The organism is Microbulbifer sp. Q7, assembly GCF_001639145.1.
Classification (GTDB): Bacteria; Pseudomonadota; Gammaproteobacteria; order Pseudomonadales; family Cellvibrionaceae; genus Microbulbifer.
Map to the genome: position 1 here is coordinate 671,082 of NZ_LROY01000002.1, position 15,593 is coordinate 686,674.

Here is a 15,593-nt window from a genome sequence, read left to right on the forward strand (position 1 = left end):
CGCAACGTGAAAAAAGGCGCGGATTCTAAACAGTATAGCGGGCAGAGGCTAACCGATTCGCGGGTGGAGCCTGATGGGGGCCGGTGACGCTTGAGCCGACCGGTGGTAACTGTGTTGTCGACGGGCTCTGTGCGGCATAAAAAAAGCCCGGGGGTTTTCGCCCCCGGGCTTTTTCAACACTTGCCCCGGTTCAGGGGGCGAGTGATTAGCTTTGTACCTGGTTCAGTGCCGGCTCCTGCGCAGGTTTACCGCCCAGGCGGCGTGCCACCGAGGCCTTGGTGCGTGCTCCCAGCTGGTGGATATCTACCCCAATGGCGTACATGGCGGGCACCAGCAGCAGGGTGACAAAGAAGGCGACAAATACACCAAATGCCAGAGCCACCACAATGGGTTTCAGGAAGGCCGCCTGAATACTGCGCTCCAGCATCATGGGCACCAGGCCGACAATAGTGGTGACGGTGGTCAGCAGGATCGGACGGAAGCGCGCCACGCCGGCTTCGACGATGGCCTTCAGGGGCTCCATGCCTCTATCGCGCAATCGATTGCAGTGGTCCATCAAAACCAGGTTGTCATTGACCACCACCCCGGCCGCCGCGGCAATACCAAAGTAGCTGAAAATGGCCATGGTCATGCCCATCACGGCGTGCCCGAAAATGGCACCCACGAACGCGAAGGGAATCGCGATCAGGATCAGGATCGGCTGCGAGTAGCTGCGGAAGGCAATGGCCAGCAGGCTGTACATCGCGAAGAACGCCATGGTGTAGAGACCGAGTACTTCCTGAATAAAGCGCTTTTCGCCCTCGGCCTGGCCCACGGCACCGCGGGAGATTCCTGGGTAGCGTTTTTCCCAGTCGGGGAAGAAGTTCTCTTCCAGGTCCTTCATGATCTCACCGCGCACTTCCTCTTTCAGGTCCGCCATCACCCGTGCCGCGCGGCTGCCATTCCAGCGTTGGATGCGCTTGATGCCCGGGGCGTACTCCAGCTCGGCAATCGCCAGCAGTGGCAATTCACGACCATCGTTTGTACGTACACGGAAATCCTTCAGGCTCTCGATGGAGCGGCGAGACTCCAGCGGATAACGCACCATGACTTTCACATCTTGCCCGGCGCGGGGCAGGCGCTGTACCTCTTCCCCGAAATAGGCCTGACGGACCTGGCGGTTGACGTCCGCCAGGGTAAGCCCGAGCTTGGCGGCACCGGGTTTCAAGTCGATGCGGATTTCCTCGGATGCGCCCTCAAGATTGTTGCGTACATCGTACAGGCTCTCGTAGGTGCGCAGCTTTGTTTCCAGCTCTGCGGTGGCCTCGCGCAGCACATCCAGATCCGGGTGACGGATGGAAAGCTCGAAGCCGGGGCCATTATTATTGAAGGAATACTGCACCGAGACTTCCTTGGCATCCGGAATGTCACCCAGCAACTCGCGCAACCGCAGCGCGGCGTCCTTGGCAGACATATCGCGTTCTTCCGGCGGCGCCAGCTGAACAATGGCCATCACGCTGTCGCGACGGGAGCGGGTATACCAGTTTTCGATCAGGTGGCCGGATTGCCCCTGTTCTGCGGCGCGCTGGTTGACTTCTTGTTCAAGGCGCTTTTCTGCATCTTGCAGTTGCGCCAGCACTTCCAGGGCGCGGCTGTAAGGGGCACCTTCGGGCATCACCACATTGACGATGACCTGGTCAGATTCGATTTCCGGCATAAAGCTTTTTTTCACCCAGCCATTGCCGAACATGCCAAACCCGATCATCAGTACCGCGATGAAAATACTTACCATCAGGTAGCGACGATTAACTGCCCACTGGCCGATACGGCGATAGTGGTGCTGCGCAAAGTAAACGATGCGGTCAGCGATACCTTTCTGGATGCGTCCGAAACGGCCGAGGTTGGTGCGCGGCTTCAAGTTGTTCAGGTGCGCCGGCAGGATAAACAGGGACTCGATCAGGGAAAATAACAGCGCGAGTATGACGACCCAGGTGATGTGCCGGGTGAATTCACTGGTAGAGCCGCTGATGAAAATCCACGGCAGGAATGCGAGCACGGTAGTGACGACAGCGAATACGACCGGCTTTGCCACCAGCTGCGTGCCCAGTGTCGCCGCATTCAGGCCGCCCCCGGGGTGCTGGTGCTCGGGATTGTGGGATTCACTGTGAATGCTTTCCCCCACCACGATGGCGTCGTCAACCACGATCCCCAGTACCAGCAGGAAGGCAAATGTGGACAGCATATTCAGGGAAACACCGACACTGGGGAGCAGTACAAAGGCGCCCGCATAGGCGGTCGCGATACCGATGGCAACCCAGAAGGCGACCTTCGGGCGCAGACTGAACACCAGAACCAGCAACACCAGCAAGAGGCCTTGCAGCGCCGATTTACTGATGGTCTCCATACGACCCTTGAAGGCCTCGGCGTTGTCGGTCCAGAGCGTGAGCTTGGCGCCTGCGGGCAGGGAATCCGTGCGCTCGCCGATCCATTTACGGATGCTGTCTGAGGCGGTGACAATGTCCATGATTTCTGTGGTCATGACCTGCAGCAGCACGGCGGGCTCGCCGTTGAGGGTGGCGAGAATCTCCTGGTCTTCAAAACCATCGACCACCGTGGCCACATCGCCCAGACGAATGGTGCCGCCATCACTGGTCTGGCGCACGATGATGTTGGAAAAATCCCGCTGGGTGTCAGCCTGGTTGCGTACCTTGAGCTGATAGGTGCCTGCTTCCGTGCGTACGGAACCCGAGGACTGGTTGATCGAGCTTTTGCGTACCGCGTCTGCGATCTCCTGGAAGGTGAGGCCGTAGCGGTGCAGTGCCTCTTCGCTCACCTCAATAGAAACCTCTTCCATGCGCGTGCCGAATAGTTCCACCACAGAAATAGCCGGCAGCGCCGCTACTTCCCGGCGCAGCTGCTCCGCCAGTCGCTTGAGTTCGCGCTCCCCGAGGTCACCATGCACGGCGACGCGGATAAACTCCTGACGGTTCACCCACTGGTGAACCTGGGGTGGTTCGATATCCCGGGGGAAGGAGGAAATACCATCGATGCGAATTTTTACATCGTTCATGAAACGGGAAAAATCCACACTGGTTTCCGCGAGGATATACACCTCGCCCACGCCCTCGGCGGAGGTCGAGCGCACCCAGTCGATGTTGTCGAGGTCGCTCACCGCCTCTTCAATACGGGCGACGATCTGCTCCTCGACTTCCTGTGGTGCCGCGCCGGGCCAGGAAACCCGAATCTCCAGGCCAGGAAAGCGCACCTGCGGGTCCATTTCCCGCTCCATGCTCATGAATCCGATCATGCCGGCGACGAAAATGCCGATCATTGCGAGGTTGGCGGCCACAGGGTTGCGTGCCCACCATGCGATTAAACTGTTCATCGGTGGGCTCCGTTAGTTTCTGGCCAGCTGGGTAATGGGCTGCACTTTCATTCCATCCACCGCATTGGCGACGGCCGAGATCACCACGCGTTCACCGTCGGCGAGACCGCCGTCGATCACTACCCGGTCCTCGGACGTGGACAGCACATCCACGGTGCGGATACGCAGTTCGTCGTTTTCAGTGACCACATACACCTTGTCGGCATTGCGCAGCGCTTCACGGGGAACCACAACGGCCGTGCGTGCCTGGGTACTTTCGGCTTCGGCGGTAACAAACAGGCCGACAGCCAGCGGCATGCCATTGCTCGCGCCCTTGCCATAGGGGTCTTTGACTTCGGCAACGGCGTAGATGAGCCGGGTTTGCTGGTCTACGGCCGCCTGGGTTCTGACGATGCGGCCGCGCCAGTATTGCCGCTCAGGTCCAATCTGGGCTGACAGGGTGACTTCCGGGCCCGGCGTTTTTTCGCTGGCAACAAAGCCCATGGGGAGGTCCAGCTCCATGAGTTGTGCATCGGTCAGTGGCAACCGGATCTCAACCCGGTCTGTGGCGAATACATGGCCGAGTACCGTGCTGGGGGTGACATACTGTCCGACACCGATTGCGCGCGAGGCTACGCGACCGCGAAATGGCAATTGAATTTTGGTGCGTGCCAGGTTGAGTTTGGCATCGGCAAGCTCGGCCTTTGCCGAGCGCAGGTTGGCTTCGGCTTCCAGCACCTGGGGCTTGTTGACCTGAAGTGGCGTGGGTTCTTTGTTCGGGTGGAGGTCGAGCCATTGCTGGCGCTTGATCGAGGCGGCCGCGCGGGCCTGGAGCAGCAGAACTTCAGCCCGGGCAACGCCCGCTTCCGCGCGGGTGAGCGCGAGCCGATAGTCGGAGTCATCGATTTGCAGCAGGGTCTCCCCGGGCTCGAATCCGGCGCCTTCAGAGAAGCTGGATGAAACGGATACAACACGGCCGGAGACGGCCGGGGTAAGGTCAATTTCCGTATGTGGGCGCACCTCACCCTGAGTGGCGACGGTCAGGTGAACCGACTCTTCCCTGGCCTCGCGATAAGTGAGTGAAACCAGGCGTTGTTCGTGTTCCTTTTTCTCGGGGGCCGGCTTGGACGCCGACATCAGTTGCACTGCGCCAAAGCCCAAGACCAGCACAGCGACGGGGGCCGCCGCCTTAAAATATTTTTTGTTCATCGGTTTCATCTTGCCTGTTGTGATTTTTCCGCCAACTGTCCCGTTGGTGTGTGCTGCTCATAAAACAACGGAACCGCGAAGCCTGACAACGGGGGTGGCGTCAGACCGAGTGGGTTCAGCGGCGAATGCCATTTGCTAACACTGTTACTGACCGGCTGACGTGGCAATTCGGATGCAGTACCCGGGGAATTTTTTTAGAAGAGGGCTTTCGCGCCTGTTGGGAGACCCGTTTCAGAATTGGAGTTGAGCGGTTGCTGGAGCTAAAGTATTCGTGCTCTGAAATGAACAAACAGGAAAAGCAATGAAGTCACTTTACGGGATAGCCATGGGATCACTGCTGTTGTGCATGGGTGCGCATGCTCAACAGACAGGCCCGGAGAAGTTCGCCATCGCGATTCACGGCGGTGCCGGCACGATTGAAAAATCCAGCATGACCCCTGAAAAGGAGGCCGCGTACCGCGCCAAACTTGAAGAGGCATTGAATGCGGGGTACCGGATACTGGAACAGGGTGGTGCCAGCCTGGATGCGGTGGTGGCGGCGGTCAACGTGATGGAAGATTCACCGCTGTTCAATGCCGGCAAGGGTGCGGTGTACACCTATGACGGGACCCATGAGCTGGATGCATCGATTATGGATGGCCGCAATCGCGATGCCGGCGCGGTGGCCGGGGTGAAGCGTGTGGCGAACCCGATTAATCTGGCGCGCATGGTGATGGAAGATTCCCCGTTTGTCATGCTGGCGGGGGAGGGCGCGGAGTCGTTTGCCAAGAGCCGGGGTGTGCCCATGGTCGACAACAAAATGTTCGACACCGAAGAGCGTCGCGAGCAGCTGGAGCGGGCAAAGAAGAAGCTCGATGAGGAAAATCAGCAGGACAAGGATTATCGCGCCGCAGTGGGCGCGCTACCGGCGCCCTACCGTATGGGCACGGTGGGTGCGGTAGCTCTGGACAAGCATGGGAACCTGGCCGCGGCCACTTCGACTGGTGGTATGACGGCAAAGCGTTACGGCCGTATTGGCGATGCACCGATCATCGGTGCCGGTACCTTTGCAGACAACACCTCTTGTGCGGTTTCTGCCACCGGGCACGGTGAGTACTTTATCCGCTACAACGTGGCGGCCGACATCTGCACTCGGGTCGCCTATCAGGGCAAGTCAGTCGCGGCTGCGGCGGATGAGGTCATCAACCAGGTGCTGCGGCCCATTGGTGGCACCGGCGGAGTGATTGTGCTGGATGCCAAAGGCAATATCGCCCTCACCTTCAATACCAAGGGCATGTACCGCGGTAGCCGGGCGGCGGGGCAGAAGCCTGAGGTCGCTATCTTTGGCGACTAGTATGGCGCTGGAGCGGCTGGGCGCTGCGGCGCGCACCGCGGCGTGAAAAGATGGCGCCCCCGGGTGGACTCGAACCACCAGTCCGGACTTAGGAGGTCCGTGGTTTATCCTGTTAACCGACGGGGGCCGCGGGAAGGGCGGTCATTCTAGCGACTGTTGCCCCGTGTGTCATGGGCCGGGATCGAGAGGTCCCGGCCCTTTGCTTATTCGGCGATCACTTCGTAAAAAAATGACGGGCCAGGGCTCGGCCCAAAGCCCCCTGTAACCAAGGGTAACGCAGCAACGTCGGTGGTTACCGGAATGCACCGGCCTGGGGCGTGGGCGGTGTGACTCTGCCAGTGAAAAAATTGAGGAAAATTGTCGCTATTTGGTCATAAAAAGCAGGTATTTTTGCGCCAGCCGTGGTGTGTTGGGGAGAGGCTTTTCCCGTCGCCCGGTGGCGCGGATACCGCTGGTGTAACCGCGTGAAAAAACTTGTTTCCGCGGTGCAAAAGATGCTTGACCGGGGAAGTCCGGGCTGGCTAATCTGCAGCTGCACAACAAAAACAGACAACGTGTTTCTGCCCTGGCAGATCGAGATTATGGAGTTTTCTATGAGCGGCAACGTTATCGAAAATGACATGGATTTTGATGAAGGTGATTCCACTCTGGTGGAGGAACTACTGTATACGCCTCAGAGCCCAAGGGATGCCCGCCGAATGGTCGAAGACCGGCTGGAGGAGATGCGTCTCAGGCGGGAGCTGATGGACTATCAGTACGAGTTCTAAGCCGAGTTGAACCAACAGACCTTTTAGCACCAATCGGGGGAATGCCCGAGTACACTGATCGAAACACTGCCGGGTTTTTGTGAGCATTGTGTCTCACACGCCGCGGCAGCTCCCTAAAGGGTGCCTCTGGCACCCTTTTTCATTGAGTGGGCACGGAGTTTGGCAAGCCCGCACCACCTTCAAACTACTGGTTTGCACGCCCCTGCCGCGGGTGTATATTGGGGTGGAATAGTCAGGAAAGGGAAGGAAAAAGGACCTTCAGATGGTGGTTTCCGACAGGTTTGAAAGCAAGGTTTCTTCGGTCGTCTCTGACAGTGGAGGTGATCTGGTTATCCGTGTTGCGGGGAATTTTGATTTCAATATGCACCGGGAATTTCAGCGTGCCTATCGCAATGTGAGTCCGCCGCCCGAGCGTTTCCTGGTGGACCTCTCCGAGACGGATCATCTGGACAGCGCGGCCCTGGGCATGTTGTTGCTGCTCAGGGACTACTGCGCGGAGCTGGGGGCTGGCGGTGATCAGCCCACGGTGGAGTTGATGAATGCAAACGCGCACGTGTCCCACATCCTTTCCGTGTCCAATTTTGATCGTATTTTCAGCATTCGCTGAGGATGACCATTCCTGATGCCTTCCTTCCGGGTATTGATTGTCGAGTCCGATACCTGCGAGGTGGTCGAACTGCGCCAGTTGATCGAGAGCTGGGAGTACACCAGTTCCAGTGGCGACAAGCCGCCTGCATCGGTGCACACAGTCCATTCGGTGCCTGCGGCGCTGGATTGCTATCACGAAGTTCAGCCCAGCCTGGTGATTTTGGGGCCGATGGCCGCGGCAGCGGCAGTTCCCGCTGAAATCCGCCGGCTGCGACAAAGCGGTGGTGTCGAGCCCGTACCGATTCTTTTCGTGCAGGACCTGACCGGCCTGGAATCTTCGCCGGCTCCTCCCACCCTGTGCGATGACATCCTCACCAAGCCCTATAGCCAGCCACTGGTACAATTGAAGCTTGCCTCCATACGGCGTTTTTGTGAATTCAATCGCTCTTTGATGGCGCAGCGGGATCGCTTGCGGCGCCACCATGCGGACTTTCTGCAGGAGCAGGCCAGTGCACGAGAGATTTTCAGTAATCTTGGCAACGAAAGTTGCCTGGATGATACGCCGGGTATTCGTTACCACCTGTCACCGCGGGCAGTATTGAACGGGGATCTGCTGGCCGCGACCCATGCCCCAGATGGCAAGCTTGTATTAATGCTGGGAGATTTTTCCGGCCACGGGCTGGCCGCCGCGGTGGGGGCGGTGCCCCTGACCTCCATTTTTTACTCGATGATTCCCCGGGGCTTTTCCATGAGCCGGGTGCTGCGGGAGATCAATCGCAAGCTGTACAGTATTCTTCCTCGCCAGATGTTTTGCTGTCTGGCGATGCTGGAGCTGGATACCCGTCGCCAACACCTGCGCCTCCTCAATGCCGGCATGCCCAGCCCCTGCCTCAAGCGCAGCAGCGGAGAACTGTACATGCTGGAGTCGCGCCATTTACCCCTGGGGGTGCTTTCCTCCGACCAGATCGACACGGCGATCGTGAATGTCCGCGTGCGGCCAGGTGACCGCTTGTTCCTGTGGAGCGACGGTATTCACGAAGCCCGGAACGCTCAGGGTGAGCACTTTGGTGAGAGCCGGCTTCTCAAGCTGCTGCGTGAGGACAGCGAGGGTGACGTACAGTCGTTTGACCGGATTCTGGTTGCCGTCAATGCGCACGCAGCAGAGCAGCACGATGACCTCTCTCTCGTGGAGCTGGATCTCACTCATCCCTCATTGCGGAAAGCGGACTTTCCCACGCTGGCCAGTGGGGAGGGGCGCAAGGGCGGCCGGGTAGGCGAGTGGGCCATACAGCTTACCCTGTCCCACGAGGAGTTGCGGACGACGGATCCACTGCCTCATCTGTTGAGTGTGCTGGTGCAGATGCCCGGTGCGGTGCGGTTTCAGGAAGATCTCGCCATTGCGCTTGGCGAGCTGTTTCGCAATGCGCTTGAGCACGGCGTGCTGGAACTCGATTCGGCCATCAAGTCCACAGATGAAGGTTTTGTGCAGTATTACGACCTGATGGCCCAGCGTCGCGGTCAGCTGGACGAGGGCTGGGTGCGCATCTCGCTCAGCGGTAGCGAGGGTGACGCGGGCGGGGAGTTGACCCTGGTCGTCGAGGATAGTGGCTCCGGGTTCCCCGAGGTGCGGGAGGCCGCGGGTACGTATGCGGGCCGTGGGCTCAAACTGCTGCAAACGGTCTGCGATGAAGTCCGTTTCGAGCCTGGTAGCAGCCGTATAGAGGCCACCATTCATTGGGGGAAAGGGCCCGGGAGTCGTGATGCGGGCAATGCATGCGGGAATGCCATGCAAAACCCGCCGCTCCCGGTATAATGCCGCCTAGTTTTTCATCAGCTGCGGTGGGTGATGGTGCCTGAACATTCGGAATCAATGACAGAGGCAGTGGGCGATCGCGCACTTTGCGCGCGCGGTCTGGCCTGTGAGCGAGACGGGCGTGTTCTGTTTGCCGGGCTCGGGTTCCGTCTCGAGCCCGGTATGGCGCTGCAAATCGTGGGCGCCAATGGTGCTGGCAAAAGCACCCTGATTCGCACCCTGATCGGCACCACCTCCGATTACACCGGGGATATCCTCTGGCAGGGCGTCCCGTTTCCTCAGGCCCTTCCCGCACTGCGCGCATCGCTGCTGTATATCGGGCACAACGCCGGTGTTCGGCGCGGATTAAGCCCGCTGGAGAATCTGGCCTGGTACGGGGCTTCACCGGCCGACGCAATGTCGGCGCTGGAGTCGGTCGGCCTGTATGGCTTTGAAGAGGTGTTATGCCAGCAGCTTTCCGCCGGTCAGAACCGGAGGGTGGCCTTGGCACGCCTCTACCTGCCCGGTGCCCCCGCGCTCTGGATTCTCGATGAACCCCTCGCCGCCCTGGATGTTGCCGGGGTGGCCAGCCTGGAAGCCCAGATGTCCCGTCATTTGCAGCGTGGTGGCAGCGTGCTGCTGACTTCCCACCAGCCAGTGGCCGTGGCGCCGCTGGAAAAGGTTGATCTGGCGGCTTTCCAGGTCCGCCCGGAGATGCTTGAGGCGCTGGGCTATGGGAGCTGATTCTATGGCGGATACCGCCCGATGTTCGGCGCCGGGCGAGACCTCGCTGGTGAGCGCCCCTGGCTTTTACACGCTGGTGCGTACGGAGTTTATCCTCGCGGTGCGGCGGCGCTCAGATATCGTCAATCCGCTGCTATTCTTTGTCACCGTGCTGGCAATGATGCCGCTGGGCATCGGGCCGGAGCCGGATATGCTGGCGCGTATGGCGGCGGGCTTGATCTGGGTAATGGCGCTGCTGGCGACGTTACTGTCTCAGGAATCCCTGTTTCGTGGCGATTATGAGGACGGTTCCCTGGAGCAGCTCGCTTTACAGCCGCAGCCGCTGTATTTCCCGGTGCTGGCCAAGGTGCTGGTACACTGGCTGGTGACCGGGTTGCCACTTGCAGTATTGTCGCCGCTGCTTGGCATGATGCTGAATCTGGGGGAGGCGGGGTACTGGCCGCTGTTTGCCTCCCTCTCCATTGGCACGGCGACGCTCAGTCTGATTGGCGCCGTAGGGGCTGCTCTGACGGTGGCGCTGCGCCGGCCCGGGCTGCTGCTTGCCCTGATTATTATGCCGCTCTATGTGCCCGTGTTAATCTTCGGCACCGGAGCGGTGCAGGCGGCATTGGATGGGTACAGTTATGGCCCGCAAATGGCGATTCTTGGCGCAATTCTGGCGGCATCTGCGGCGCTGGCTCCGCTTGCGGCCGCAGGCGCTATCCGCATCAGTCTCGAGAACTGACCCTGCTACGTGCATTGCACGCGGTTGGCTCGGAAATAGATGAGAGAAGGGCATAGGAGTACGTATTTTGTCCTGGCAATGGTTTCACAGATTGGGATCGCCGCGCTGGTTTTATCAGAAGACCAGCGCCTGGCTGCCTTGGCTGGGCGCGGCTAGCGTATTGGTGCTGGTGGTGGGCGCAGTCTGGGGGCTGGGCTTCGCGCCGCAAGACGCCAAGCAGGGCAATAGTTACCGCATCATTTATATCCATGTGCCGGCGGCGTTTCTCGCCCTGGCCGGCTATTACATCATGGCCATTTCCGGGGCCATCGGCCTGATCTGGAAAATGAAGCTGTCTTTCGTGGTGATGCGTGCGGCGGCGCCCATTGGTGCGGCGCTCACGTTTCTTGCGCTGTTTACCGGTGCCGTGTGGGGCAAGCCTACCTGGGGCACCTACTGGGTGTGGGATGCCCGCATTACCTCCATGCTGATCCTGCTCTTCCTGTATCTCGGGGTGATGGCGCTGTCCGGGGCCTTTGCGCGGGAGCAATCCGGCGATAAGGCGAGCGCGTTGCTGGCTCTGGTGGGTACGGTAAATATCCCGATCATCTACAAGTCGGTGGACTGGTGGTTCACCCTGCACCAGCCGGCAACCCTGAAGCTCACGGAAGCCAGCACCATTGACCCGAGTATGTTCTACCCGCTACTTACCATGATCGCCGGCTTCTACCTGTTTTATGCCTGGGTACTCATTTTGAACACCCGCACGTTGGTTTTGCAGAGAGAGTGGCGGACCCAATGGGTACGCGAATTGTTCGGGCAACCCTCGGCAAAACGGGAGGGGTAGTATGAAGTTCCAGTTTGAAAGTTTCGCCGACTTCCTCGCCATGAACGGCCATGGCCCCTACGTTTGGGCGGCATACGCTGTCGCGACCCTGGTGCTGGTTGCGCTGGTGGTGACACCGTTACTGCGCCAGAAGAAGCTCAGGCAGGAGTTTCGCCAGCAACTGCGTCAGGAAGAGGCGCGCCGCCGCGCTGCCGCGCAACGCAAGGCGCAAACGGCGTCCGTAGCGTGACGCCCACATCTCAGTAACCCTATTGATAGATTTACAACAGGTCAAACATGCACCCAGCCCGTAAACAACGCCTGATCCTGGTGGTCCTCCTGGTGGCGCTTTCCAGTGTTGCCGTCGGTTTCGTCACCTATGCGATGCGCGCGAATATGGACTATTTCTATGCGCCCAGTGCCTTCGTGGCCGGAGAGGTGCCGTTTGAAAAGCGTATTCGTGCCGGCGGCTGTGTGGTCCCGGGTAGTGTGGTTCGCGATGGCGAGTCTCTGGATGTTCGTTTTGCCCTGACCGACGGCGAGGCCGAGCTGGAAGTGGTATTCAATAAAATCCTGCCGGATCTGTTCGCCGAGGGCGAGGCCGCGGTGGTGACCGGTAAGTTGCAGCAGGGTGGCTATGTTCGCGCGGATCAGGTACTGGCCAAGCACGATGAATCCTACACCCCGCCCGAAGTCGCCGAGACTATGGTCGGTAAGGCCGACTGCCATGGAGATCCCAAGATATGAGTCCTGAACTGGGCCATTTTGCCCTGATCGTCGGCCTGCTGTTGTCCGTGGCCCTGTCGGTTGTGCCACTGCTCGGTACTTACGCCGGTCGTGTACTCTGGATGGATACCGCGCGGCCCCTGTCGATGGGGGTGCTGGCGTTTACTGCACTGTCTTATGTTTGTTTAACCGTGGCCTTTGTGAACAGTGATTTCTCCGTGGCGTATGTTGCGCAGAACTCCAATAGCATCCTGCCAATGGTGTACAAAGTCACCGCGGTGTGGGGTGGTCACGAGGGTTCCATTCTGCTTTGGCTGCTGATGCTGGCTGGCTGGACCGCGGCGGTGGCCGTATTTAGCCGTCAGCTGCCGGATGTGCTGGTGGCGCGCGTGCTGTCCGTGATGGGCATGCTGCTGATCGGTTTTTTCCTGTTTATCCTGCTTACCTCGAATCCATTCGACCGCATTCTGCCGTTTCCGCCCACCGATGGCTCGGACCTGAACCCGTTGTTGCAAGACCCCGGCATGATCATCCATCCGCCGTTGCTCTATATGGGTTATGTGGGATTTGCAGTGGCATTCGCCTTTGCGGTGGCTGCCTTGCTGGAGGGGCGCCTGGATAGCGCCTGGGCGCGCTGGGCTCGCCCCTGGACCGCCGTGGCCTGGTCGTTCCTGACTCTGGGCATTGCACTGGGCAGCTGGTGGGCCTACTACGAGCTGGGCTGGGGCGGCTGGTGGTTCTGGGACCCGGTGGAAAACGCCTCTTTCATGCCATGGCTTGTGGGCACAGCGTTGCTGCACTCCCTTGCGGTGACCGAAAAGCGCGGAATTTTCCGCAGTTGGACCATTTTACTGTCGATATTCGCCTTCAGCCTGAGTCTTCTGGGGACCTTCTTGGTGCGCTCCGGGGTACTGACGTCCGTGCACGCCTTCGCCACAGACCCGCTGCGCGGTGGCTTCATTCTCGCTTTCCTGGCGGTGGTGGTGGGCCTGTCCCTGTTGCTGTTTGCGGTGCGTGCACCGGCGGTGAGCGCGGGCAGCGTGTTTTCTGCGAAATCCCGCGAGACCTTCCTGCTGAGCAACAATGTCGTACTGATGCTGATCATGGCGGTGGTAATCACCGGCACCCTGTACCCGTTGCTGGCGGATGCGCTCAACTGGGGCAAAATCAGTGTGGGTCCGCCGTTCTTCAATCTGTTCTTTGTGCCCCTGATGGTGGTGTTGTGCGTGCTTCTTGGGCTTGGCATTCACGCTAACTGGAAAGACACCAAAGCGCGCAGGCTGGTCAAGGCCTGGGGGCTGCCGGCTCTGGTTGCCGTGATTGCCGCACCGATAGTCACCGTGATGGCGGGCGATTTCCACTGGGGTGCGATGCTGGGTGTACTTGCGGGCCTGTGGGTTGTCACCTCGAGCGTTGCCGACATACTGGCGAAATCCCGCAATGCGGAGACGCGTTGGGCGGGCCTCAAGCGGCAGCGCGCGAGCTACTACGGTATGCATCTGGGACATATAGGTCTTGCGGTATCGGTGCTCGGTGTTGCCCTGACCACGGTTTACAGCGTGGAAAAAGATCTGCGCATGTCTCCGGGGCAGAGTGAGGAAATGTCCGGCTACGAGTTTACTTTTGAAGGTGTGCGCCAGGTTCGCGGCCCCAACTACCAAGCGTCCGAAGGGGTTCTGGTGGTGCGCAACAATGGCCAAGTGGTGGCTGAATTGCTGCCCCAGAAACGGAGCTATTTTTCCGGCGGCAACATCATGACCGAGGCCGCAATTGATAGCGGGCTGTTCCGTGATCTCTATGTTGCGCTGGGGGATCCGATGGATAAAAACAACCTCAGTGGTGACTGGGCTGTGCGCGTTCACTACAAGGCGTTTGTTGTCTGGATCTGGTTGGGTTCGGCCCTCATGGCATTGGGTGGTGCGATTGCCGTTGCCGACAAGCGCTATCGCAAGGCGAGTGCGACGCGTGCGCGCTCGGTGTCTGCTGCCCGGAGTGAGGCTTCGCTGGCCGGGACCTGACCCCGGTCATCTCGGTACGCCAATTACCCAAGCCGGACTTTATTAAAAGGATCACCTCTGTCGATGGCCAGGTTGAAACTGTTTCTTCCGCTTATTATTTTTGCCGCGCTAGCGCTGCTATTCTGGCGGGGTTTGTCGTTGAACCCGCAGGACATGCCATCGGCACTGGTGAATAAGCCGGTTCCACAGTTTGCGTTATTGGATGTGGAGTCCAACCGCGAGCGGAAAAATTCCGATCTGCCCAAAAAGCCGCTGCTGCTGAATGTGTGGGCCACCTGGTGTATTGCCTGTCGGGTGGAGCACCCGTACCTCAATGATCTTGCTGCGAAGGGGGTGCCGATCGTTGGTGTCAACCTGAAAGATGACAATGAGGCCGCGCAAAAGTGGCTGGAAAAATTCCATAACCCCTACCTGTTTTCCGTTTCTGATGTGGAAGGGCGCCTGGCGATGGATCTGGGGGTGTTTGGCGCACCGGAGACCTTCCTGGTGGATGCGGGCGGAACCATCCGCTGCAAGCATGTGGGTGTGGTGGACGACAAAGTGTGGCAGACCAAGCTGCAACCCCTCTACGAGCGCCTCCAGACCCAGCAATGGAATGAGTTTTCCGGTGAGCTATCAGATTCCCTGCTCGCCCGTTGTCGCTGAGACGGAAGAGAAAAAGAGCCGCTTTATCTGCTGGCTCGGGCCGGTAACCGAAAAAACTGTATTCCTGCGGGAGCTGGCCGCTATCCGTGCCCGTTATCCCGACGCTTCACACCATTGCACGGCTCTGGTGATCGGCAATCCATCCAACCCCCAGATAATGCAGTCCGACGACGACGGCGAGCCGGGAGGCAGTGCCGGCCGGCCGATGCTGGAACTATTGCTGAAGCAGGGCGTAGGCAACGTTGGCGCCATCGTTACGCGATATTTTGGTGGTACCAAGCTGGGGGTTGGCGGTCTGATGCGCGCCTATCGTGGTGCGGTTGGTGCCACGCTGCAGACTGTTGAGCTGACGACCTTTATTCCACTGTTAACGATTCAGGTGACTTGCGATTTTGCGGAGGAATCGCGGGTGCGCTTTCTGGTCGCCCAGGCCAAAGGGGTGTGCGGTGAGCCTCGATACTCCACGCAGGTGGCTATGCCGATAGAGCTGCCGATGGATCAGTGGCCTCGTTTGCAGGCGCAGCTGCAGGCAGAAAATATTGTGTGTGAGGCGCTCACGCCGACCTAGTCTCTACTCGTGCTTGTTCTTTGTTCGGCATGACATTTTGACAAACAAAAAAGGCCCACACTTTCGTGTGAGCCTTTTCTGTATATGGCGGACCGGACGGGACTCGAACCCGCGACCTCCGGCGTGACAGGCCGGCATTCTAACCAACTGAACTACCGGTCCGCATTCCTGACTTTCCTTTAAGAACTCTGCCAAGCAGATGAAAGGATAGTGGTGGGTGGTACAGGGGTCGAACCTGTGACCTACGCCTTGTAAGGGCGCCGCTCTACCAACTGAGCTAACCACCCCGCGTCAGGAGCTGCGTATAGTAATGATATTTTTTGGGGCGTCA

At 59.4% G+C, this 15,593-nt stretch carries 14 protein-coding genes and 3 tRNA genes; 12 read left to right on the plus strand and 5 right to left on the minus strand.

The window, feature by feature from the left end; translation table 11 throughout:
- Positions 1 to 205 precede the first annotated feature (205 nt).
- Both AU182_RS08425 and AU182_RS08430 read right to left on the minus strand, forming a co-directional pair.
- The gene (locus tag AU182_RS08425; RefSeq protein WP_066963635.1) at positions 206 to 3,364 is read right to left on the minus strand and encodes an efflux RND transporter permease subunit; all 3,159 of its coding nucleotides are present in this window, start codon (positions 3,362 to 3,364) and stop codon (positions 206 to 208) included.
- Positions 3,365 to 3,376: 12 nt separating this feature from the next.
- Complete coding sequence (locus AU182_RS08430; protein ID WP_066963638.1) at positions 3,377 to 4,552, minus strand: efflux RND transporter periplasmic adaptor subunit; 1,176 nt, start codon at positions 4,550 to 4,552, stop codon at positions 3,377 to 3,379.
- A gap of 301 nt (positions 4,553 to 4,853) precedes the next feature.
- Between AU182_RS08430 and AU182_RS08435 the strand changes: the two genes are divergently transcribed.
- Positions 4,854 to 5,885 carry an isoaspartyl peptidase/L-asparaginase family protein gene (locus AU182_RS08435; RefSeq protein WP_066963641.1) on the plus strand — a complete coding sequence of 344 codons (1,032 nt, stop codon included), beginning with the start codon at positions 4,854 to 4,856 and terminating at the stop codon, positions 5,883 to 5,885.
- A 51-nt stretch (positions 5,886 to 5,936) separates the two neighbouring features.
- Here the strand turns inward: AU182_RS08435 and AU182_RS08440 are convergent.
- Positions 5,937 to 6,012, minus strand: a tRNA-Arg gene (locus tag AU182_RS08440).
- A 466-nt stretch (positions 6,013 to 6,478) separates the two neighbouring features.
- Here AU182_RS08440 and AU182_RS16665 point away from each other — a divergent pair.
- The 11 genes from AU182_RS16665 to AU182_RS08495 all read left to right on the plus strand — a co-directional run bounded on the left by AU182_RS16665 (position 6,479) and on the right by AU182_RS08495 (position 15,262).
- Positions 6,479 to 6,652, plus strand: a complete 174-nt coding sequence (locus AU182_RS16665) for a PA3496 family putative envelope integrity protein (protein WP_193754317.1) — start codon at positions 6,479 to 6,481, stop codon at positions 6,650 to 6,652.
- A gap of 262 nt (positions 6,653 to 6,914) precedes the next feature.
- Complete coding sequence (locus tag AU182_RS08450) at positions 6,915 to 7,259, plus strand: STAS domain-containing protein (RefSeq protein ID WP_066963647.1); 345 nt, start codon at positions 6,915 to 6,917, stop codon at positions 7,257 to 7,259.
- A gap of 15 nt (positions 7,260 to 7,274) precedes the next feature.
- Entirely contained in the window at positions 7,275 to 9,053 is a 1,779-nt protein-coding gene (locus AU182_RS08455) for a fused response regulator/phosphatase (protein WP_066963650.1), read from the plus strand.
- A 57-nt stretch (positions 9,054 to 9,110) separates the two neighbouring features.
- Positions 9,111 to 9,776 carry a cytochrome c biogenesis heme-transporting ATPase CcmA gene (gene ccmA / locus AU182_RS08460; RefSeq protein WP_066963653.1) on the plus strand — a complete coding sequence of 222 codons (666 nt, stop codon included), beginning with the start codon at positions 9,111 to 9,113 and terminating at the stop codon, positions 9,774 to 9,776.
- Positions 9,777 to 9,780: 4 nt separating this feature from the next.
- Entirely contained in the window at positions 9,781 to 10,500 is a 720-nt protein-coding gene (gene ccmB, locus AU182_RS08465; protein ID WP_153039272.1) for a heme exporter protein CcmB, read from the plus strand.
- Positions 10,501 to 10,567: 67 nt separating this feature from the next.
- Positions 10,568 to 11,326 (plus strand): heme ABC transporter permease, encoded by a 759-nt coding sequence (locus AU182_RS08470; RefSeq protein WP_066963656.1) that lies wholly within the window; start codon positions 10,568 to 10,570, stop codon positions 11,324 to 11,326.
- A 1-nt stretch (position 11,327) separates the two neighbouring features.
- Positions 11,328 to 11,555 (plus strand): heme exporter protein CcmD, encoded by a 228-nt coding sequence (ccmD, locus tag AU182_RS08475; RefSeq protein ID WP_066963658.1) that lies wholly within the window; start codon positions 11,328 to 11,330, stop codon positions 11,553 to 11,555.
- Between the two features lie 47 nt (positions 11,556 to 11,602).
- On the plus strand, positions 11,603 to 12,052 hold the full coding sequence (locus tag AU182_RS08480; protein WP_066963661.1) for a cytochrome c maturation protein CcmE: 450 nt from the start codon (positions 11,603 to 11,605) through the stop codon (positions 12,050 to 12,052).
- Positions 12,049 to 14,049: a heme lyase CcmF/NrfE family subunit gene (locus AU182_RS08485; protein WP_066963664.1), complete on the plus strand. Its 2,001-nt coding sequence runs from the start codon at positions 12,049 to 12,051 to the stop codon at positions 14,047 to 14,049. Before AU182_RS08480 ends, AU182_RS08485 begins: the two co-directional genes overlap by 4 nt.
- Before the next feature lie 63 nt (positions 14,050 to 14,112).
- On the plus strand, positions 14,113 to 14,694 hold the full coding sequence (locus tag AU182_RS08490; protein ID WP_066963668.1) for a DsbE family thiol:disulfide interchange protein: 582 nt from the start codon (positions 14,113 to 14,115) through the stop codon (positions 14,692 to 14,694).
- Positions 14,645 to 15,262 (plus strand): YigZ family protein, encoded by a 618-nt coding sequence (locus AU182_RS08495; protein WP_082859313.1) that lies wholly within the window; start codon positions 14,645 to 14,647, stop codon positions 15,260 to 15,262. The genes AU182_RS08490 and AU182_RS08495 overlap by 50 nt, the downstream gene beginning before the upstream one ends.
- 85 nt (positions 15,263 to 15,347) lie before the next feature.
- Here the strand turns inward: AU182_RS08495 and AU182_RS08500 are convergent.
- Together AU182_RS08500 and AU182_RS08505 are read right to left on the minus strand one after the other, a co-directional pair.
- Positions 15,348 to 15,424, minus strand: a tRNA-Asp gene (locus AU182_RS08500).
- A gap of 49 nt (positions 15,425 to 15,473) precedes the next feature.
- Positions 15,474 to 15,549 (minus strand) — tRNA-Val (locus AU182_RS08505).
- Between the last annotated feature and the right edge of the window lie 44 nt (positions 15,550 to 15,593).